The sequence below is a fragment of the Dietzia sp. NPDC055340 genome (assembly GCF_053645335.1).
The window spans coordinates 68784-88974 of record NZ_JBSHML010000010.1 but is presented as its reverse complement, the minus strand read 5'-3'; the positions used below and the strand labels follow the sequence as shown (position 1 = coordinate 88974).

The 20191-nt window shown below is 70.2% G+C and carries 21 protein-coding genes; 10 read left to right on the top strand and 11 right to left on the bottom strand.

The features are described from left to right. Positions 1-64: 64 nt before the first annotated feature. Positions 65-538 carry a hypothetical protein gene (locus ACWIFB_RS09415; protein ID WP_454058138.1) on the bottom strand — a complete coding sequence of 158 codons (474 nt, stop codon included), beginning with the start codon at positions 536-538 and terminating at the stop codon, positions 65-67. A gap of 224 nt (positions 539-762) precedes the next feature. Between ACWIFB_RS09415 and ACWIFB_RS09410 the strand changes: the two genes are divergently transcribed. The 4 genes from ACWIFB_RS09410 to ACWIFB_RS09395 all read left to right on the top strand — a co-directional run bounded on the left by ACWIFB_RS09410 (position 763) and on the right by ACWIFB_RS09395 (position 4221). After that, positions 763-1845 (top strand): DEAD/DEAH box helicase family protein, encoded by a 1083-nt coding sequence (locus ACWIFB_RS09410; RefSeq protein WP_454058097.1) that lies wholly within the window; start codon positions 763-765, stop codon positions 1843-1845. Between the two features lie 114 nt (positions 1846-1959). Then, positions 1960-2517: a hypothetical protein gene (locus tag ACWIFB_RS09405; protein WP_454058096.1), complete on the top strand. Its 558-nt coding sequence runs from the start codon at positions 1960-1962 to the stop codon at positions 2515-2517. Between the two features lie 109 nt (positions 2518-2626). Further along, positions 2627-3388, top strand: coding sequence for a MerR family transcriptional regulator (locus ACWIFB_RS09400; RefSeq protein ID WP_454058095.1), 762 nt, complete (start codon positions 2627-2629; stop codon positions 3386-3388). Positions 3389-3405: 17 nt separating this feature from the next. Continuing rightward, complete coding sequence (locus ACWIFB_RS09395) at positions 3406-4221, top strand: hypothetical protein (RefSeq protein WP_454058094.1); 816 nt, start codon at positions 3406-3408, stop codon at positions 4219-4221. A 17-nt stretch (positions 4222-4238) separates the two neighbouring features. On the opposite strand, the gene ACWIFB_RS09390 is transcribed toward ACWIFB_RS09395, so the two are convergent. From ACWIFB_RS09390 to ACWIFB_RS09355, 8 genes are all read right to left on the bottom strand, one after another. Further along, positions 4239-4415 (bottom strand): hypothetical protein, encoded by a 177-nt coding sequence (locus tag ACWIFB_RS09390; RefSeq protein ID WP_454058093.1) that lies wholly within the window; start codon positions 4413-4415, stop codon positions 4239-4241. 160 nt (positions 4416-4575) lie between these two features. Continuing rightward, a complete protein-coding gene (locus ACWIFB_RS09385) occupies positions 4576-5643 on the bottom strand; it encodes a zinc-binding dehydrogenase (RefSeq protein ID WP_454058092.1) in 1068 nt (355 codons plus the stop codon). 141 nt (positions 5644-5784) lie between these two features. After that, positions 5785-7548 carry an ABC transporter ATP-binding protein gene (locus ACWIFB_RS09380; RefSeq protein WP_454058091.1) on the bottom strand — a complete coding sequence of 588 codons (1764 nt, stop codon included), beginning with the start codon at positions 7546-7548 and terminating at the stop codon, positions 5785-5787. Next, a complete protein-coding gene (locus ACWIFB_RS09375) occupies positions 7545-9287 on the bottom strand; it encodes an ABC transporter ATP-binding protein (RefSeq protein ID WP_454058090.1) in 1743 nt (580 codons plus the stop codon). Before ACWIFB_RS09375 ends, ACWIFB_RS09380 begins: the two co-directional genes overlap by 4 nt. Positions 9288-9468: 181 nt before the next feature. Continuing rightward, positions 9469-10014 (bottom strand): TIGR03086 family metal-binding protein, encoded by a 546-nt coding sequence (locus ACWIFB_RS09370; protein WP_452100618.1) that lies wholly within the window; start codon positions 10012-10014, stop codon positions 9469-9471. Then, positions 10011-10811, bottom strand: coding sequence for a helix-turn-helix domain-containing protein (locus tag ACWIFB_RS09365; RefSeq protein WP_454058089.1), 801 nt, complete (start codon positions 10809-10811; stop codon positions 10011-10013). The genes ACWIFB_RS09370 and ACWIFB_RS09365 overlap by 4 nt, the downstream gene beginning before the upstream one ends. Before the next feature lie 40 nt (positions 10812-10851). Beyond that, on the bottom strand, positions 10852-11610 hold the full coding sequence (locus ACWIFB_RS09360; RefSeq protein ID WP_454058088.1) for a lytic transglycosylase domain-containing protein: 759 nt from the start codon (positions 11608-11610) through the stop codon (positions 10852-10854). 141 nt (positions 11611-11751) lie between these two features. Beyond that, positions 11752-12348 (bottom strand): TetR/AcrR family transcriptional regulator, encoded by a 597-nt coding sequence (locus tag ACWIFB_RS09355; protein ID WP_454058087.1) that lies wholly within the window; start codon positions 12346-12348, stop codon positions 11752-11754. Positions 12349-12394: 46 nt separating this feature from the next. Between ACWIFB_RS09355 and ACWIFB_RS09350 the strand changes: the two genes are divergently transcribed. From ACWIFB_RS09350 to ACWIFB_RS09325, 6 genes are all read left to right on the top strand, one after another. Beyond that, entirely contained in the window at positions 12395-13606 is a 1212-nt protein-coding gene (locus ACWIFB_RS09350) for an oxygenase MpaB family protein (protein WP_454058086.1), read from the top strand. A 175-nt stretch (positions 13607-13781) separates the two neighbouring features. Next, positions 13782-14471 carry a hypothetical protein gene (locus tag ACWIFB_RS09345; RefSeq protein ID WP_454058085.1) on the top strand — a complete coding sequence of 230 codons (690 nt, stop codon included), beginning with the start codon at positions 13782-13784 and terminating at the stop codon, positions 14469-14471. Further along, positions 14468-14914, top strand: coding sequence for a hypothetical protein (locus ACWIFB_RS09340; RefSeq protein ID WP_452100626.1), 447 nt, complete (start codon positions 14468-14470; stop codon positions 14912-14914). The genes ACWIFB_RS09345 and ACWIFB_RS09340 overlap by 4 nt, the downstream gene beginning before the upstream one ends. Before the next feature lie 44 nt (positions 14915-14958). Next, a complete protein-coding gene (locus ACWIFB_RS09335) occupies positions 14959-16335 on the top strand; it encodes a hemolysin family protein (RefSeq protein ID WP_454058084.1) in 1377 nt (458 codons plus the stop codon). Next, positions 16335-17399, top strand: coding sequence for a CNNM domain-containing protein (locus ACWIFB_RS09330; protein ID WP_454058083.1), 1065 nt, complete (start codon positions 16335-16337; stop codon positions 17397-17399). Before ACWIFB_RS09335 ends, ACWIFB_RS09330 begins: the two co-directional genes overlap by 1 nt. 5 nt (positions 17400-17404) lie before the next feature. Next, complete coding sequence (locus tag ACWIFB_RS09325; RefSeq protein WP_454058082.1) at positions 17405-18001, top strand: N-acetyltransferase family protein; 597 nt, start codon at positions 17405-17407, stop codon at positions 17999-18001. A 245-nt stretch (positions 18002-18246) separates the two neighbouring features. On the opposite strand, the gene ACWIFB_RS09320 is transcribed toward ACWIFB_RS09325, so the two are convergent. Together ACWIFB_RS09320 and ACWIFB_RS09315 are read right to left on the bottom strand one after the other, a co-directional pair. Beyond that, positions 18247-18378: a putative transporter small subunit gene (locus ACWIFB_RS09320; RefSeq protein WP_230930000.1), complete on the bottom strand. Its 132-nt coding sequence runs from the start codon at positions 18376-18378 to the stop codon at positions 18247-18249. A 22-nt stretch (positions 18379-18400) separates the two neighbouring features. After that, the gene (locus ACWIFB_RS09315) at positions 18401-20149 is read right to left on the bottom strand and encodes a sodium:solute symporter family protein (RefSeq protein WP_454058081.1); all 1749 of its coding nucleotides are present in this window, start codon (positions 20147-20149) and stop codon (positions 18401-18403) included. Positions 20150-20191: the final 42 nt, after the last annotated feature.

Genomic DNA, 20191 nt, shown 5'->3' with positions numbered 1-20191 from the left:
CCACTCCTCCGACTTCGCTCACACTCGGAGAACTTCAGGGAGAAGCGCACATAACGCTCTGTCGTTACAGGAGTTCCAAGAACGGTGTGAGATCGACCCGCGTCACACGATCGTCGTTGCGGAACCTCTCCGTCATCCTGATGATTCGACCATTCACGTGTGCGGTGACCGCGAATAACTCCTCGACCAAGAGCCGTTCGACCTTGTAACCGTGTGCCTGCTCGAAGAAGTCATCGAACTCGATGATCAGCACAGAGTCGTAGTTCTCACCGCGAAGCGCGCTGGTGATCGAACGACGACGATCCGACGTACGCCAGATGCCTTTCACCTGGACTCGCTCTCCAGAGTCAGTGCAGATATCCCAGCCGGCCTGACTGAAGGAGCCACGCGTCCCACCGAGATACGTGTGCGCCACCGCTTCAGCGATCTCACCGACCATATTGCGGGTCTGGATGATACCTCGAGATTTCAATTCTGCCGTGCTGGATGACCAGAGGCGGAGCAACTCCGCCACACTCAGATCACCGAAATCGACCATGGGCGGATTAGATCAGACGCCGTCCCGATACGAAACCGAGCACGGCGCGGCACGCTCACTGTCGATGGTGTCGTGGATGTTGTCGTCATGACCTCCGGTCACCGACTCCGACCCCGGCGATGTCGCACCCGGCACCTACAGTGAGCCCGACACACCCGGACCACCCAGGAGAACATCGTGAACTCCCCCGCGCTCGTCACCGCCCGCAGCTGGGCAGCAATCTGATGGCGACCCGGACCTCACGCAAGACCACCACAAGGCGCAAGACCAGCTCCAAGCGGGCCAAGTCGACCAAGAAGTCCAGCGCGGCGCAGGCCGTCCCGACGATCCCCTCCGGCCAGCGGGTGTGGCTCCTGGAACTCCCGTGGGGCGGGCTGGGCGGCGGCATGCCGGCCGGGGTGACCTACTACAAGTCGCTCACCGCACACGCCTATGTCGGCACCACCCTGCCGGACCCGCTGGAGCCGTACGCCAGCAAGCCCTACTCCTACCTGCGGTGGCTGGAAGACGAACTCAACGGCAGTGAGGGCCCCGGTGCGACCGCTGCTCCCCTGACACTCCGCCCGGAGCAATGCGCGGACGTGGACACGATCGTCGCAGCCGCCGAACAGGAGTACCGGCAGTTCCACCTGGCCAACGACGTGGGCACCGGCAAGACCCTCGTGGCCGTGGCTGCGGCGAAATCCATCGCGCAGATGCGGGGCGCCCGCACGGTTCTGGTGACGGTGGACCGGCCGGCGCGCATCACCATCCCCTCGTGGCGGCGCACCATCGCCGCGCTGGGCGACGACGGCTTGCGGTGGATCATCATGTCGTCGGACAGCCTCGGCAAACTCATGGCCCGGAACGGTCGCCCACGGCTCAGAGTCGACGTCGCGGTGATCGACGAGGCCCACCAGTTCCGGTTCGCCAGCAAGCGCACCAGCTACATGCGGCGACTGACCCGCATGGACTCTCCGCACGAAACGTCCCAGTTCGTGCTGACCATCACCGCCACGCCCGGTCATCACCCCGGCGAATGGGGCTACCTGTCCTCGCTGTTCGCCCAGGTCCACGGTGATCCGCCCGCCCGGTGGGCGGACTTCGGGAGGGCTCTGAGCGAGCGAGGCGTTCCCCTGGAGACCTCGTACGGCAAGTGGACCTGGAACGCCGAGGCAAAAGACTCGCTACAGACCCAGCAGGCGGCCATTAGCGACGTGCGCGACATGCTGCTGCGGCACGAGCCGCCACTGATGCTCACCCGGTCGGCGCCGTGGGGGCCTCCACCGTTCGAGGTGGGCCTGGTGGAGTTGACCCCCGACCAGTAGCGAGCGTACGAGCTCGAATGGGGCGACTTTCAGCGGGAGATGCAGCTGGCCCGGACGGGCAATAATGTCGCCCGCGGACTGGCGGCGCTGGTCCGGCTACGACAGAAGGCGTCGATGATCCGTGTCGAACACACCGTGGCTGCGGTCAAGGCCGAACTCGCCCGCGGGTACCAGGTATTGGTTGCCACCGAGATGGTCACCACGGCAGCTCACCCGGTGGCCGAGATGCTCGAAGCCGATGGGATCCCGGTGGCACGCATCTACGGCTCCAACCCGGAGGCCGAATCCGAACGTATGCGCTTTCAGCGCGGCGAGGCCGAGGTGGTGGTGTTCAATACACCCACCGCGATCAACCTGCAGGCATCCGAGCAGTTCGCCGACGGCTCATCAGCCACCGCCACCCCGCGCAGAGGCTTCTTCCACCAAGCTCGATACAGCGGCCTGCTCGCCGAACAGACGATGGGCCGCGCACATCGGAACCACCAGGTCTGCGCGTGGTCGCTCCTCGCCGCGGCCGGCACGATCGAAGAACGAGCAGGAACAGTGATGCTGTCCCGCCTGATCGCCTCGGCGACCAGCACCGACGCGGACGCCTCGACCTTTGCCGACGTGGCCCGCGTGTTCGGCATCGACTGGATCCCCGCCTCCAGGCTGGCTGACGAACTCAGCTGAGGCGCGCGCTCGCAGTGCATTCCTGCAAGCAGCACGTGCACCCCACCCCCGACCCGACCCGACCCCGACCACTTGACCTTGTCACAGTGTCAAGGTTGATGATCGAGGCATGAGAATCAGCGAGGTCGCCGTAATCGTCGGGATCAGCGCGCGCAGCATCCGGCACTATCACCGGCTCGGGGTGATGCCCGAACCCCCGCGCACCCCAGGCGGGTACCGCAGCTACACCGTCGCCGACCTCGCCCGGATCGCCCGCATCGCGTTCCTCTCCGATTCCGGTGTCCCGCTCCGCGAGGTGGGCGCGCTGCTCGAGCCCCAGGGTGACGCCTCGGCCGACCTCGCCGCCCTCCGCGACGGGATCGACCACCAGATCTCCCAGCTCACCCGGCAACGGGACCGGCTCGACGTGATAGCCCACCGGGTGGCTGAGGGACTGCCGCCCGGACTCCTGCCCGCGTCCGTCACCCGTGCGCTCGAGGTCTGTAGAGAAGACGCCGACGACGACCCCTCCCTGGCGCAGCTCCTCGACCGAGAGCGCGACATGCTCGACCTGCTCGCCCTGGCCGGCGAGTTCCCGGACGTACTGACCTCGAGCTACTCCACGATCGCCGCCGACCCCGACCGCCGACACGCCTACCTCGAGATGCTCCGCGGATTCCACCACATCGAGGGCAAGCGTCCGGCCGACGTCGAGGACGAGATCGCCCGGCTGTCCGACGCACTGCTTGCGGACCCCGACATCCGGGCGCTCGTGGCAGGCCCTCCCGCCCCTGCCGAGCACACCGGGCCGACGCTCGAGCAGCTCCTCCCCGATCCCGCCCAGCGCGAGGTCGTGCGTCGCACTCTCTCCGCGTTGGACGTGATCCCGTGATGCGGCGGGTGTTGCCGGTGATCGCGATCGTTGTCGTCGTCATCGACGCCACGTTGCTCGCCACCGGCGTCATCGGCCCCGCGGCGGCGCTGGCCCTGTTCCTCGCGGTGGAGGCCCCGCTCGGCGCGGCCGTGGTGACCGGATACGTCCGCCGCTACCGGACGCACCGCGCCGGCACCGACTCGCGCCCCAACGCGCTCCGCGCCCTCGCCGCCGACGACCCCTACCTGCGGATGATCGTCGCCGAGGCCCGCACGCTCGCCTCGCTCGGACGCTGGATCGCCCGGCGCCCGGACGTGCCCGACGGAGCGGTGGCGATCGGCTACTCCCGCGGCACGCTCGGCATGCCCGCCGCTCTGGCCGTGGCCGCGCTGATCGAACTCGTGGCGCTCCACCTGCTGATCCCGTGGCCCACCGTGCGACTCGTGCTGGACCTGCTCGGGCTGTACGCGCTGATCATGGTTCTGGGCCTGGTCGCCGGGCGGATTGTGCGACCACACCTGCTGACCAGCGACGAGCTCATCCTCCGCAGCGGGCCGCACGTCTGCGCGCGGATCCCGCTCGACGCCCTGGCCGCCGCGCGGCACGATCGACGGCTGTCACCGACAAACGCAGAGCTCGTCAGCGAACCGGGCCGCGAGATCCTGGCCCTGCCCGGCCCCGACGGAACTCGCCTCACCCTCGCCCTCGCACGACCGGTCACCGCGACCATGCCCGGGATGCCGTGGAGCTCACCGCCGGCGCGGGAGGTCACCGAGGTGCGCCTCCATGTGGACGACGACGCCGCCGACCGACTCCGCGGAGCCGTGCCCTCACCCGCGGGCCGGGCCTGACTCTCGCCTTCCGACCGTCAGATTCCCCCAGCGATCGAGGAGACCCAGCCGCCGGCCATCTCAAGTGAGCCGAGGAACGCGTCCCACGGGTTCTCCGGGCGCGGCGGCGGGTACGGGTACAGGTGCGAGCTGAGGGTGAACACGTCGATGAGCGCATCGCCCGCCGCCACGCTGGCGGCATCAATAACTCCCACGGGAGTCACCTCCTGTTGAGCGCGGCCCCGGTGGGCTACGCGAGTGCGGTTGCGACACTTGATGAATCGTCCGCGGCGTCGCCCCCGTTACCCGTGTCACAGCCCGCGTCTTGGCCTGCTGCGTCTCGCGGTCAGCACGCAGGTTTCGCATTGGCACCGCTCAGGCCAGGGCCACCACACACTTTCCGGTCGTCCGCCCGGAGAGCATGTCCACCACCGCCTCCGGCGCGGATTCCAGCCCCTCGTACCGCGCCAGGTCCAGCGTCAGTCGGCCGGACTCCCACAAGTCCGCCAGATGCCGCCGGGCCTCGGGCAGCCTGTCGGCGAACGTGCCCGCCAGGAACCCGCGCAGGTTGAGGTCCTTGGTGGTGGCGGCGAAGAGGTTGTCCGGGGCCACCGGCGGCTGACCGTCGTAGCCGGCGATCGCCCCACACAACGCCACCCGACCGTACGGGCGCATGTGCGCGAGCGCCGCCCGGAGATGGTCACCGCCGACACTGTCGAAGTACACGTCGATGCCGTCCGGCGCGAGTTCGGCCAGCGGGCCGTCCAGCCCGTCACGCCAGTTGAACGCCCCGTCCAAGCCCAGCTTCTCGGTGAGGTAGGCGACCTTCTCCGCGCTCCCCGCGCTGCCGATCACCCGGCAGCCGTGCGCCTTGGCCACCTGCGCCGCGACACTGCCCACCGCGCCCGCCGCGGCGAAGATCCACACCACGTCGTCGGGCTTCAGCGACGCCACCTCGAACAGCCCGGCCCATGCGGTCAGCCCGGTCATTCCGAGCAGGCCCACCTGCAACTCCGGAGGGCCGAGCTCACGGTCCAGCTTGGACAGGGACCCGGCCACGCCGAGCGCCTGGTTTCCGGGGTCTACCAGCGCGTAGTCGCGGTAGCCGAGGTCGTGGTGGACCAGGTCGCCGGGCTCGAAGCCGGGCACGTCGGACTCGACCACCTCGCCCACCACCATCCCGGCGAGCGCCTCACCCGGCTTGAGCGCGGGCAGATATCCGGGAGGCGAGACGGGGTCGAGCCGCAGGCGGGTGGCCGCGTCCACCGACAGGAGCAGGTTGCGGATGAGGACGTTCCCCGGGGCCATGACCGGCATGTCCGTGGGCACCACCTCGAGATCGTCCACCGCGAGCGCACCGTCCGGGTGGCGTACGAGGCGGACCTCGCGATTGACCCGGTCCCGCCCTGTGGTCGTCGGTGCATGTGTAGCTGTGCTGGTCATCAAGGACCCGCCTTCCGTCGTGAGAGGCGGCCCTGACCGGCCACTGTGTGTGGGACAGCTCACATGACGTTAAATGAATCGAGTTCAATTAGGGCGCAACTTGGCGAGATTCGGCTCGGCCCGGAGCCACCGGTCCCCGCCTCAGCCCCCGAACCACGCGCGGCCGAGCTCGGCATACCGGCCGCCGGCCCGCAGGAGCTCGTCGTGAGTACCGGCCTCCACGATCCGCCCACGCTCCATCACCAGGACGCGGTCGGCGGTGACCGCCTGGCTCAGCCGGTGCGCCACCACCAGGCCGGCGCGCCCCTTCAACACTGCAGCGGCCGCGGTGTCGAGCCGGCGAGCCCCGGCGGAGCCGGCTTCGGCAGTGGCTTCGTCGAGGATCACCACGTCCGGGTCGGCCAGCTCCACGCGGGCCAGGGCGATCATCTGGGCCTGCATCGGATCGAGTGGGTGCCCGCCCTCGCCCACCACGGTGTCGATCCCGTCCGGCAGATCGTCCACCCAGTCGGCGCCGACGGTTCGCAGGGCAGCGCGCACGGCGGCGTCGTCGGCCTCGGGGCGGGGCGCCCGCACGTTCTCGGCCACGGTCGTGGCAAAGGTGTGCACATCCTGCGAGACCATCGTGATGTGCTCGCGCAGTGCGACCGGATCGATATCGGCGATCGGCACCCCGCCCAGGCTGACGGCGCCGCGGGACGGCACCACTGACCCCGCGGCGACCAACGCGAGCGTGCTCTTGCCGGCACCGGTGGAGCCGACCACGGCCACCACCTCGCCGGGAGCCAGCGAGAAGTCGATGTCCACGAGCGCGGGGATGTCCCCGCCGTAGGTGTGCGAGACGTCGGACAGTTCCAGCGGGCCGGGCTTCGGGACGGCGGTCCGCTCGGGCACGGGCATGGTGATCACGCCGACCATCCGCACCAGCGAGGCGCCGGCGGACTGGACCTGATCGGCCATCCCCACCAGCGCACCGATCGGGTTGAACAGCCGGTGGAACAGCAGCGCGGCGGTGGTCACGGCACCGGCGGTGATCATGCCCGCCTCCACGAGGAAGAACCCCACGACCAGCAGCAGCGCCAGCACCGTCGCCTCGGCGCGGTTGTTCCGGCTGAAGGCCCGGGTGACGAAGTAGAACACCCGGATCGACAGGTCGCGGGCCAGACCCGAGGCGGCGGTGATCCGTTCGAGCTCGGAGTCCTGGGCGTCGTAGGCGTGCAGGGTCCGCGAGCCGGAGATCCCGCCGAGGAGACGGCTGGCCCGCGTGCCGAACGCGGCGCGCTCCTCCGCGTAGATCGGGCCGGACCGCGGCAGGTACCAGCGCAGCGTCGTCCAGTACATGGGCAGCGCCACCAGCCCCACCAGCCCGAGCCGCCAGTCCACGGCGACCAGCCCCACGCCGGAGACGACCACTGTGAACAGCGACTGCACCACCAGCGGGATCACCGTGGTGGCGGCCTGGCTGATCTCGCGGGCGTCCTCCGCCACGCGGGAGACCAGGTCGCCGGTCTCGGTCCGTTCCATCTGCGCTGCACCGAGCCGCAGCGACCGGTCCATCACCCTCTCGCGCAGCCGGGCCACCGTCGGCTCGGTCAGCCGAGCGAGCCAGGTCTGCCCGGCCCACGTGCACAGCGCGCCCACGACACCGGCCACCGCGATCGCCCCGGCGCCCACCAGCACCACGGCGCCGTCGATGGCGTCGGGAAGAACGTCGACCAGCCAGCCGATCACCCACGGCGCCACCAAACCTGCCACCGAGCCGACCAGCCCGGCCAGGCCCACGAGCAGTAGGAAACCGCGGCGCTCCCGCAGCAGCGGCCAAAGCACCGCCAGTGACTCGCGCGCGCTGGCCAGGGGCAGCGCCTCGGGAGCGGCCGGGGCCTCCTGTACAGATGTAGAGCTCATCGATCAACCGCCGTCCGGTAGGTGGCCGAGTCGGCGCGCAGCTCGGCGTGGGTGCCCGAGCGCGGCTCACCGTGGGCGGGCAGGTGGACCACCCTGTCGGCCGTCGCGAGGAAGGGGGGCGACGACGACACGATTAACGTGGCCTGCCCCGACCGGCGGGTCCGCATCTCCCGCACGGCCTGCGCGATCTCCCACTCGGTCACGGCATCCACCGCACTGGTCGGTTCGTGCAGCACCAGCACGTCCGGGTCCGCGTGCAGGGCCCGGGCCAGCGCGATTCGCTGCCGCTGACCACCCGACAGATTGCGCCCACCCTCCTGCACGACATGGTCCAGACCGTCCGGCAGATGCTCCACGATCTCGGCGACCGCCGACGCGTGGACGACGTCGTCGTCGACCTCTACCCCCTCGTCCCCGACCTCCCCATGCCGCAGGGCAATGTTGGACCGGATCGTCCCCACGAACAGGTCGACGCGGTGCGGGGCCACCACCAGGTGGCGCGCCAGCTCCGGCACCAGGGCGCTGCGGCGGTGCCCGCCGACCAGGACCGCGTCGGTGTGCTCGCCGTGGCCGGCGATCGCCAGGGTCACCGCGTCGGCGGCGGCCGGCTGCTCAGCCACCAGCGCTACGACCTCGCCGCGCGCCACCTCCAGGTCGAGCGCGCGGCCGTCGGGCAGCGGGAGGTCACGCAGTTCCAGGCGGGATCCCTCCGGGACCTCGGTGCCCGACTCGTCCACCGGCGCCGACCCCTGCAGGTCCACCAGGCGCTGAGCGGCGCCGTGGGAGCGCGCGAACACGCTGACCATCATGGTGATCATCCGCACCGGCTCCTCGAAGAACACCGCCACGCCCACCACCGAGACGAGCGTGCCGATCTCCATCTCGCCGGCCACGACGCGGTACCCGGCGGCCACCAGGACCAACACCAGCACCGCGGCCATGCCGAGCGACCCGATCCCCGCGACCCGCCCCGACCGCTCGGCGGTGACGATGCCGGCGTCCGCCGCGCCCTGCGAGGCCACGCGGTACTGCTCGGCCGCCCAGCGCTCGCCGCCGCCGGCCTTGAGGACGCGCAACCCGGTCATGATGTCGGTCGCGCGGCTGCTCGCCTCGCCGATCGCGGCCTGCTGCGCGGTGCTGTGGCGAGAGATCGCCCGGCTCGGAAGCGCGACCAGCACCAGGCTCAGCGGCACCCCGACCAGCACGATCAGGCCCACCACCCAATCGGTCCACAGCAGGTACACCGAGATCCCCACGATGCTGATCACCGCCGACCCGCCCAGCGCGACCTGCCGGAAGATCAGCGCGGCCACGTCGGCGTCGGCCGAGCACACCGACAGCACCCCGCCCGAGCTCGCCCCCTCCATCGCGCGGCGCCGGGCCAGCGGGATCCGGGTGGCCTCGACGCGCAGGTCGTGGGCCTCCTCGTTCAGCGCCCGGTTGCTCATTCGCGCGCCGAAGCGGTAGCTGAAGCTGAGCACCGTGAACAGCGCGACGAGCCCCACGACCGACCACAGCATCGCCTGCCGATCGAGCGGGATGATCGCGGCGTCGACGATCCAGCCGATCGCAATCGGCACCAGCGCCTCGGACAGCTGCCACAGGGTCATGAGGACCAGGCCGGGGACCACGAGACGCCAGCGCCGGGAGATCGCACGCCACAGGAGCCCGTTCGCCGTGGCGGGCGCGGGCGCGGTGTCGTGCGCCGTCGCCTCGCGCGTCACTGTGGGTACCGCCATGTGTGTCAGCTCCCGCCGCCGGTGGTGTCGGCGACCGGGCGTCGCCGCCCCAGTAGGTTAGTGTGACCTAATCTCGCGGCGCCATACCGGGCTTGCCACAGCGCCCACTGTGGATGATCGGAGTTGGCGGATCGGCGAGGTCACCCGGGCGGCCGGGACCGGCGTTCAGGCTCTCAGGCGCTCAGCGGGGCTGCCGGCCGAGAAAGGCGATGAGTCGCTCACCGGTGGTGGCGTCGGCCGGGGCGGGGACCTCCGGACCGCAGACACCGTCCATCCGCAGCGCGTCGCCGTTGGAGCGCGCGACCTCCAGATAGTGGGCGGCATCGGCGTCGTCCAACCTCTCGTGCTCGGGCGTGCCGGCGGCGCGGGCGATATCCCAGCGGTGCACGAGGAGGTCCGTGCCGTAGAAGCGGTCGATCACCTCGGCGATGGTGGTCGGCCCGAAGTAGCCCTCGAACTGCGTCTCGCCACGCCCGTCGTCCAGGACCTCCTGGGTGAGCGTGCGCACGGACTCCCAGTCGGCACGCAGATCGCCGGTCGCGGGATCGAGCTCGACGTGGCGGCCCAGGAAGTCGCGGTTCGTGTCCACGACGTGCCGCAGCACATCCCGCACGTCCCAGCCCGCGCACGGCGTGGGCGCGGACCACGCGTCATCAGGGACATCGTCGAGCATCTCGGAGAACTGGCGGGAGAGGCGTCGGTAGCGCTCACTGGTTGTGTCGTTCATGGCCTCATCGAAGCACCGAACCGCCGTCCGCTCTTGTACGGATCGGACATGTCCGGAAACGTCGAGAAGTACTCGGACAGCAGCGCGGCCGGGGCCCTCCCCGAGATCCGGCGGCACTCGCGGCCGAGGTGGGCCTGGTCGACGTAGCTCGAGTCCGCCGCCAGCCCGGCGAGCGTCGGCCGTTCCTCTGTGGCCGCCAGCGCGAGGAACCGCTGCAGCCGGAGCAGGCGCGCCAGGGTGGACGGTGCGTAGCCGAACAGGCGCAGGCATCGCCGGTGCAGGGTCCGGGGGTGGGTGGACAGGGCCGCCGCCAACTCGGTGACGTCGTCGTGGGGCGCAGCGGCCAGTCGGGCGAGAATCGCCTCGGCGAACGGATCGGGGCGCTCTGCGGCGTATCGGTCGGACACGAGGCCGCACAGCGCGTTTCGCCTCGAGCCGAGGTCGCCCGCGGCGGCGATCCGCCCGGACCAGCCCGCCGCGGTCTCCTCGCCGAGAATCTCCGCGGCCTCCACGCGCACCTCGCGGTAGCGCGACAGATCGAGTCCGAACAGGGCAGCCGGAACGCCCGGGCGGAAGCGGATGCCGACCGCGGTGGTTCCCGGCGGCAGTTCGAACGACCACGCCGTGGTCTCCGGGCCGCAGAACAGCAGGCGCCCCGACGACAGCCACAGCAGGTCGCAGCACGCGTCGGGGACCAGCAGATGTCGCCCCGTGGGCACGGCCGTCCACGCGCACAGCAGCAGGTGCAGGCACTCGTCGGGGGGTTCGACCGGGACGTACCAGCCGGTGCGCAGCATGAGAGCCATCGTAGGTGGGTGCGGCCGGGGAGCCCGGGGGTTACGGCGCCGTGGTCCCCACCGAATACGCCGCAGCCGCGTCCCGCACCTGCATGACGTACTCCTGCGAGGCGTTGTAGGCCAGGATCGCCCGCTGCCAGTTCTCGGCCACCGAGAGGTCGCCCCCGTTCTCGCACAACAGACGGGCGGCGGCGATCGCGGCGTCGTCGATCTGGTTGGGGTCGGCCCGCCCGTCGCCGTTGGCGTCGCGCCCGTACTTGCGCCACGACTCGGGGATGAACTGCATCGGGCCCACGGCGCGGTCGTGCTCGGTGTCGCCGTCCCATTCACCGCCGTCGGTATCGGGGATCTCGGCGAAGCCCGGGGAGCCGTCGAGCTTGATGCCGATGATCGGCGGGAGCGCGTAGCCGTCGTCGTTCAGGGACGCCCCCCGGTACCGACCGTGACGGGTCTCCACATGCCCGATCCCCGCCAGCGTCGTCCAGGCGAGGTTGCACTCGGGCCGGGTCTGGCGCATCGTCTCGGCGGCGTTGCCGTAGGCGGCGAGTGCGGCGAGCGGGATGTTCATCTGCATGTTGATGCCCTCGGCCCACGGCCGCAGCTGGTCGGAGGTGCGGCCGGGCGCGTGGATGTCCACGGCGGGCACGGGGGCGCCGGCGCCGGGCGGGATCCCGGGCGGGATGGGCGTGGGCGCCTCGCGGGTGGGGCCGTAGGAGCACGACGACGACAACACCGCCAGCACCAGCAGTCCCGCAGTCGCTGTGGTGGCGCGCTGAGCGCGAGTGAATCGAGTGGACATCGCAGGCCAGTCTGCCCGAGCCCGGTCCGGCCGTGCCTCGGGGTCTTCCCGGATCCCCGGCGGGCCGGGCGTGATCTCGGCCTCACCGTCCTGTCGCCTCACCGCACCGCTACACCGCACCGCCCATCCGCGGCCGGGAACTCAGCGCGACCGCGCCCCGAACCCGCCGGCCAGCGCGCTGAACTCGTCGAGCAGGGCGTCCCGACTGATCGGCGGCTGGTCCAGCACCCAGCGCACGGCCACGTTCTCCACGGCCATGACGATCACCCACGCGCGGGCAGCCGGGTCGACCGAGGTCGCGCCCGCGGCGGCGAGGTACACGGCCAGCAGTTCGCGGACCCGCTGTTCGAGCGCGTGCTGCGCGGCACGATGACGCACGGCGGGCAACTCCTCCCACACGATCCGCAGCAGACCAGCATCGGCCTCGATCGCGGTGAGCAACGCATCGGCGATCGCCCGGACGGTCCCCGGGTCCCGCACGTCGACGGGACCCGAAGCCGCGAGAGAGGCCGCGACCCGGTCGGAGATCTCCGCCGACCAGCGATTCATCACCTCCGTGACCAGCGCCGACTTGTCCGGGAAGTACTGGTACAGCGAGCCCGGACTGACCGCGGCCTCGTCGGCGACGCGGTTGGTGGTGAACGATTCGTAGCCGTCGCGCACGAGCACGATGCGAGCCGCCTCCACGATCCGCTCGACCATCGCGCGGGATCGCGCCTGCTGGGGAACCCTTCTCATGAACGCGAATTGTATGCGAGTAAATACTCGCGTCATAGTTACCTCCATGACCACCACCATGTTTCCGGGCCGTCACCGCGCCGCAGAGGAGCGGTCTGAGCGAATGGGTCGCACGCTGAAGCGTGTGGCCAAGGTCGAGGACCTCGACGAGGAGTTGATGGACCGTCTCGGCCGTGGCTTCACCGAGAAGGACGAGCTCGGCAGTCGCCTGGCCAAGGCCATGCGCAAGCGCAAGGGTGAGCCGGGTTCGGTGACCCACCGGCAGCTCAGTGAGGCCCTTGAGATCGGGTCCGCGGGTCTGCGTGAGCGCGACGGCGTGGCGCCGGTCCTCGTCGAATACCTCGAGACACTCGAAGCCACCCCGGACTGGGTCGACTGGGACCGGATCGCCCGCGGCCAGAAGGCCTACCTGCGGTTCGGACAGAATGCGGCCGACGTACTGCTGCAGCTCTCGCTCATCGGCGGCTACCGCTTCGGCGGCCCATCCGACCTGCTGGTGGCCACCGGGGGCCTGACCGGCGGCACCACCCTGCGCCGCCTCGCCGAGACGCAGCACTGGGCCATGAAGCTCTCGCTGCCCGGCGGGCTGGACCCGCACGGTGAGGCCTGGCGGCTCACGGGCCATGTCCGGGCCATGCACGCGGTCGTCAATGACTCCATGGAGCCGCGGTGGGACGTCGATCAGTGGGGCCTGCCCATCAATCAGACGGACCTGGCTTCGACTCTCGGCCTCTTCGACGCCGTGGTGCTCCTCGGCGTGCGCGTGCTCGGCGTGCCGGTCAGCAGGCAGGAGTCCGCCGACATCATGCACGTGTGGCGCTATGTCGGCTGGCTGCTCGGCGTGGACGAGGACATGCTGGTCGAGCGCGAGCGCGAGCGGCACCGCATCAACTACCACATCCTGCAGGCTCAGGCCGACCTCAGCGAGGCCGGCCCACAGCTCACGCAGGCACTGGTGCAGGCGCATCGTGACCGCCACCGGGCGGGGCCGCTCCCCCGCGTCCAGGCGTGGTTCGCCTACGAGCGGCTGCTCAGCATGCTCACCGTGTTTCTCGGGCGCGAGTCGATGCGCGAGTTCGGCTTGCCCGTCCGTCCGCCGTGGGCCCACTTCTACATCGCCGGACTCAACACGCTGCGCTACCGCACGCCGTTCGGTCGCGCCCGCCTCGAGGACTGGGGCCGGAGGGTGTACGCCCGCCAGGAGCGCGAGACGTTCGGCACGGCCAAGGCGGACATCGGGCGTCCCAAAATCGACTGAAACTCGGGACGGGCGGACGCCGACCCCTTCGCGCATCGCCCATCCGCCCGGTGCCCGCGCACGCACCCGCCCACAGGACCCTCGGACCTCAGTTCGCGAGATGAGGCACTTTCGGCACATTTACGACTATGTGGCTATTCCACCTCATGTCAGCAGTGTGTGGCACGATCACCGCATGTACGTGCTGACGATCGACCAGCGACACAGCCGCACCAGCCAGGACCGCGTGCCGCGGCTCCTCGAGGCGCTCGCGGAAGCGGAGGTGCCGTGCGTCGCCGCGTTCGAGCGCACCGCCGGCGACGAGGTCCAGGGGCTGCTCGACGAGCCGGCCGCCGTCCGCGCCGCGCTACTCACGACACTGCGCGACGGCGACTGGCACTGCGGGGTCGGGGTGGGAGAGGTCGATGACGACTCGTTCGCCACCGGCACCCGCGCCGGCCGGGGGCCCGCCTACCTGGCAGCACGTGAAGCGGTGGAAGCGGCCAAGTCGATGACCGGCTCCGTCGCGGTGCGCGTTCCGGGCGATTCCGGCGCGGAGGCGACCGCCTGGGCCGCCGACTGCGAAGCCGTGTGGACGCTCGTCGCAAGGCTCGTGCTCGAGCGGACCGAGGCGCAGTGGCGCGCCGTAGACGCGGTCGACCGCTCCCCCACCCAGGCCGCGGCCGCCGAGGAGCTGGGCATCACACCGACCTCCGTCGCCGGGGCTCTACGCCTGTCACACATCCGGCAGGAGCGGGCCGCCTACCCCGCGCTCGACCGGCTCCTCGCGGGCGCCCACGCCGCCGCGACCGGCGCCGACCCCCGCGACGGCGGCCGCGCTCGCGTCGGATCCGATCCCACGACGGGAACAGGAGCCGACCGATGAGCGCCTGGCCGGACTGGCTCGCCGTGGCCGTGGTGGTGCTGTCGACGCTGGTCGTCTCGGCAGCGATCGGCTCGCCCATCGCCTCGCTCGTCCTGCGCTCGGCGCGCGTGCCCGAGCCACCCACGGTCGAGATCAGCGGAGACAAGCGCAGCCCCGTGGTGAGCCGACGCGAGAGCGCGCCCCCGGACGGCGGGGTCCGCGAGGTGCTGCGCGGCGGGATGTGGATCGGGATCCTCGAACGCGTGGGCCTGACCGCCGCGATCCTCGCGGGCCGGTTCGAGCTGGCCGCCGTGGTGGTGGCGATCAAGGCCCTGGGCCGCTACCCCGAGATCCGGGAGAACCCGGCGGTGAGTGAGCGCTTCATCATCGGCACCCTCGCCTCCCTGCTGGTGGCGGCCGCCTGCGGGGCCGCGGGCCTGGTCGTTCTGGGCGCCGTGACCTGAAGCGGTGAGCCCGGGCCGGTCGGGCACGTACCCTCGGCCACACCATGTTCACGACGATTCTGGTTCTCCTGCTGGGGATCGTGACGATCCTGGTGATCATCGCGGCCAACGGCTACTTCGTGGCGCAGGAATTCTCGTACATGTCCGTCGACCGCAACCGCCTGGCCGCGCAGGCCGAGGCCGGCGACGCCACGGCGGGGCGTGTCCTCAAGATCACCGAACGCACGTCCTTCATGCTCTCCGGCGCGCAGCTGGGCATCACGGTGACCGGCCTGCTCGTGGGTTTCGTGGCCGAGCCGCTGGTCGGCGAATCGCTGGGTGAACTCCTCGGCGTGGCGGGCGTGCCCGCGGCGGTGAGCGTCAGCGTCGGCACCGTGCTCGCCCTGGCGGCGTCCACGATCGTGCAGATGATCTTCGGCGAGCTGTACCCCAAGAACCTCGCGATCGCCGCCCCCGAACCGCTCGCCCGCGCACTCGCCCGCTCGACCCGCATCTATCTGGCGGTGTTCGGCTGGCTGATCATCGTGTTCGACCGCGCCTCTGCCGGCCTGCTCCGGCTGGTCAAGGTCGAGCCCGCGGAGGATCTGGACTCCTCGGCCACGGCGGCCGATCTGGAGCGCATCGTCGCCGACTCCCGAGCGAGCGGCGAACTGCCCGTGCAGCTCTCGATGCTCATCGACCGGATCCTCGATTTTCCTGACCGCACCGTCGAGCACGCCATGATCCCACGCGCCCAGACCAGCACCGTCCCACCGCAGCTCACCGTGTCCGAGGTCCGCGAACTCATGGCCCGGGGCCACTCCCGCTACCCGGTGGTCGCCGACGACGAGCCCCTCGGCGTGATCCAGCTGTCCGACCTCCTGCACCACGGCGCCGACCCGGACGCGACCGTCGCCGACCTCATGCGCCCTCCGGTCGTGCTGCCCGCACTCATGCCGCTGCCCGACGCGCTCGCCAAGCTCACCGGCGAACGCACGCAGCTGGCGGCGGTGGTCGACGAGTTCGGCGGATTCGCCGGCGTGCTGACCATCGAGGACATGGCCGAGGAGGTGATCGGCGAGCTCACCGACGAGCACGACGCGCGGTTCGACAACGTCATCGTGGCCGACGGCGAGAACCGCTGGCGCATCGACGGCGGGGTCCACATCGACGAGGTCGAGCGCGCCCTCGGCCACCAACTCCCGCACGGCGACTTCGAGACCATCGCCGGCCTGACCATCGCCGCCCACCGCGAACTCCCCGAGGAGGGCCAGACGATCACCGTCGGACTGCCGGTCGAACCGCGCGAGTTCGTCGCCTCCGATCCGCGCCGGTACGCCGTCGAGATCACGGTGGCCAGGGTCGAACACCGCGTCCCCGCCGAGGTACTGGTCAGCCTGGTGGAAGTCGACGACGACAACGACGACATCGGCGGTCTGTGATGAGCAGTCCCGTTGTCGTCGTCATCATCACTCTCGGCCTGATCGCGGCGAGCGCGTTCTTCGTGATCACCGAGTTCTCCCTCCTCGGCGCACGCCGCCACCGGCTGGAGGTCGACGCCCCGCGCAGCGCGTCGGCTCGGGCGGCGATCCGCGGCATCGACGAGCTCACCGTGATGCTCGCCGGGGCGCAACTCGGGATCACCGTCTGCACGTTCGCGCTCGGCGCCGTGACCAAACCCGCCGTGGACGCCTGGCTCGGGCCCGCGCTCGGCTCGCTCGGGATTCCCGGCGGGGTGGCCGGCGGTGCATCGTTCGTGCTGTCGCTATTGCTGGTGACGTTCCTGCACCTCGTCGTGGGCGAGATGGCTCCCAAGTCGTGGGTGATCGCCGATCCCGAGCGGGCCGCCCGGCTGGTCGGCGTGCCGGCGCGGGCGTTCACCTGGGTGTTCCGGCCGCTGCTGCTGTGGATCAACCGCATGGCCAACAGGCTCGTGTCCGCCAGCGGGGTCGAGCCGGTGGACCGCGCGGCAGTGGGCGGGCAGGACGCCGACACCATCCGGCAACTCGTCGAGCACTCGGCGTCGGTCGGCGCGCTGGAGGCGTCCATCCGCTCCCCGCTGGCCGGCGCCCTCGAACTGGAGCACCTCACCGTCGGCGGCCTCGTGGACTCCGGGCGGGCGCCGACCGCGGTGGCCGCCGACGCCACCGTGGCACAGGTGCAGGACGCCGCCGCACGCACCGACCACATGCGGATCCTGATCCTCGAGGAGCCGGGGCCCGACGGCGGTCGGCGCCGCGATCCGGAGGTGGTGCATGTGCGCGACACGCTGCTCGAACCCGACGACGCCCCCGCCCGACCACTGGCCCGCACCGCGATGTGCCTGGACCGGGCGACGCCCGTGTACGAGGCGCTGGCCAAAGCGCGGGAGCGCAGCGAGCAACTCATGGTGGTGACCGAGGACCGGACGTTCGTCGGGGTGCTGACCGTGGCCGACATCCTGCGAAGGATCCTGCCCGAGCCGCGACCCTTCCTCGACTCCGCCGGGCCCGAACGAATATCTTGAACCACATGGTGACCATCCGCCCCGCGACCTCAGCAGACGCGCAGAACGTCGCGAACCTCCTCGCCGAGGCGTTCCGCGACGACCCCGCGTGGGCGATGTCCTACTCCGACCCCGCCACCCGACCGAAGAAACTCGAGGCGCACTATCGTCACCGGGTGCGCCGCCACCCCGAGCTCGCCGACGTTGCCGTGGACGGGCATCAGATCGTCGGTGCCCTGCTGTGGGAGGCACCCCGGTCCGAATCGCGTCCCACTGCCCTCCTGCGCTCGACATGGCGGGTCGTCCAGCGCATCGTGAGCCGGCTGCCGGGGGCCCGCGGCCTCGCCCACACCCTCGCGGTGGAGGTGTACCGGCCGCTCGAGCCGCACTGGTACCTGCACGACATCGCCGCCGGCCCGCAGGCCCGCGGCAAAGGCGTCGGGTCGGCCTTGCTCACGCACCGCCTCGCCGCGATCGACGCCTCCGCAACGACTCTGGCGGCGCTCGAGGCAACCTCCCCGGGCAGCCGCCGCCTCTACGAGCGCTTCGGGTTCGAGGCCGTCGGCCGGGTGCCCACCCTGCCCGGTCAGGCGTCGACGGTCATGATCCGCCGCCCGGCCTGACACGCGGCCCGGGCTGACCAGCCGGCCGGCCGACCGGCCGAAGTTTGTCGACACCACTGCGACGGGGCCGGGGTGTCGCCGCGCTGGCCCCAACACTCTTCGCAGCTGTGCCGACAGAACCCGGGAATCCGGACTATAGGCGTCAGAAAAGCAAGGGCCGGGCTGCGCAACCCGTGGTCGCGCAGCCCGGCCCCTGCCGGAGACCCGCCCGTCCGCCTGTCAGCAGCGAGACGACGGTGGCCGTCCTAGATGATCGGCACGCCCTCTTCCTTCGCCTCGAGAGCCTCCTTGGCGAAGCCCCGCACGATCACGGCGAGCGTGCCGGCCACGATCACGGGCCAGATGAGTACATAGATCGTCAGCAGAATCGGTGACATGAGTAGTCCGCCTTCCTTTCCTTTAGACGTGGATTTTGTCGTCGTCGTCATCATCCGACCGGCGCGCATCGCGCCCGGCCGACACCGCCTCGGAGTGCTCCTCGGCCTCCTCCTCGAGGGCCTCGGCCACCTCCTCGGTGTCGTAGTCGGCGGTGCGACGGGCGATCTTGGCGAAGTCGAACTCCATCGAACTGCGCACCGACATCGCGAAACAGACGATCGTGCTCACCGCGTACGCCACGAGCGACGCCGTCAGCGTGTCGTAGTCGCGCAGGAAGCCGAACACGAACGGCGCACTGACCACCGCGGCGATTCCGCCGATGATGAGCGCGGCGCGTGTGCCGAAGAAACCGAACACCATCAGGCCCAACACCACGCCGACACCGACGACGGCCAGCGCCTCGATGATCCACGGCGCCACACCCGTGTCCGGGATGAGCCCGAAGCGCGTGGGCAGGAAGACCGCCAGCGCCACCAGCACGGACACCGTGAACGCCGAGTTGGTGACCTTCTTCCAGTAGAAGCTCGCGATCACCGGGAACACCAACGCGCCCCAGAGCGCGCCGACGAAGACCAACAGGTCCAGGATGTTGAACCGGATGTTGGCGAACACCAGCGCGGCGACCGTCGCCAGGATCATCGTGATGCGGCCGATCGTGAGCATCGTGCGCGGGTTCGGGATCCGGCCCCGGCTGCGCATGCTCTGGCCGTAGACGTCCGTCATCGCGATCGACGACATGGCCGCCAGATCCGAGTCCGCGGTCGACGAGAGCGAACCGATGATCATGATGAAGAACACCGCGACCAGCAGGCCCGGCAGGTACTCGGCCGCCACCTGCGGCAACAGGTTGTTCGGGTCGCCATCAGCCGGCGAGATGCCCGCGTACAGCGCGAGCACGCCGACCATGCCGATGCCGATGATCGTGGCGCCGTAGCCGATCGTCGCCGTGATGAACGTCGGCTTGATGAGATCCTCGCGCACCGCGAACAGGCGCTGCGCGATCGTCTGGTTACCGATCGCGTACGCCAGGACGGCGGCGATGTAGGGCGCGCCCTGGTTGAGGAACGCGTCAGAGGAGAAGAACGACTGCTGCTGCGGCGTCAGGTTCTGGGCGCCGGAAGAGAACAACTCGACTCCGCCCAGGAAGAAGAAGATCGACGGCACGATGATGACCACCGCACCCAGCATCGCCAGCACCTGCGCAAAGTCCGTCAGGACCGAGGCGCGGAAACCCGACCACAGCGTGTACAGCAGCACGCCACCGGCGATCACGATGACGCCCTGGATGAAGCTGAACGGGCTGAGCATGGAGATCAGCGCGCCACCGGCGATGAAGTTCGACGTCAACGAGATGACGGAACCGAGGATGTTGGATCCGGCCAGCATGAGCTGGGAGGACCGGCCGTGGCGGGCGAACATGACCTCTGCGAGCGTGTGTGCCTGCGGCGCGACCTTCCGGATCCGCCGACCGAAGGGGTAGATGAACAGGATCATCAGGGCACCCCAGAGCCCGTAATGAATCGGACCGGACACTCCGTAGAGGTAGCCCGAGTTGACCGAGGCGTACATGGATGACGCCCAGATCCAGGTCGCGGTCATCGACGCGGCCGAGATGCCGAAGCCGATCTTGTGGCCAGCCGTCATGTAACTGTCCGCGTTCTCGTCACGACGCGCGATCCGCATCGACATGAACATCGTCCCGCCATAGAACAACAGCAGGAGAAGAACGACAGCCGTAGCGCTCAATGCAGTTGTGCTGAGCAAACCCATCTGCCCCTTTCCCTCTTAATTTGTTGTACGAACGATCAGAGC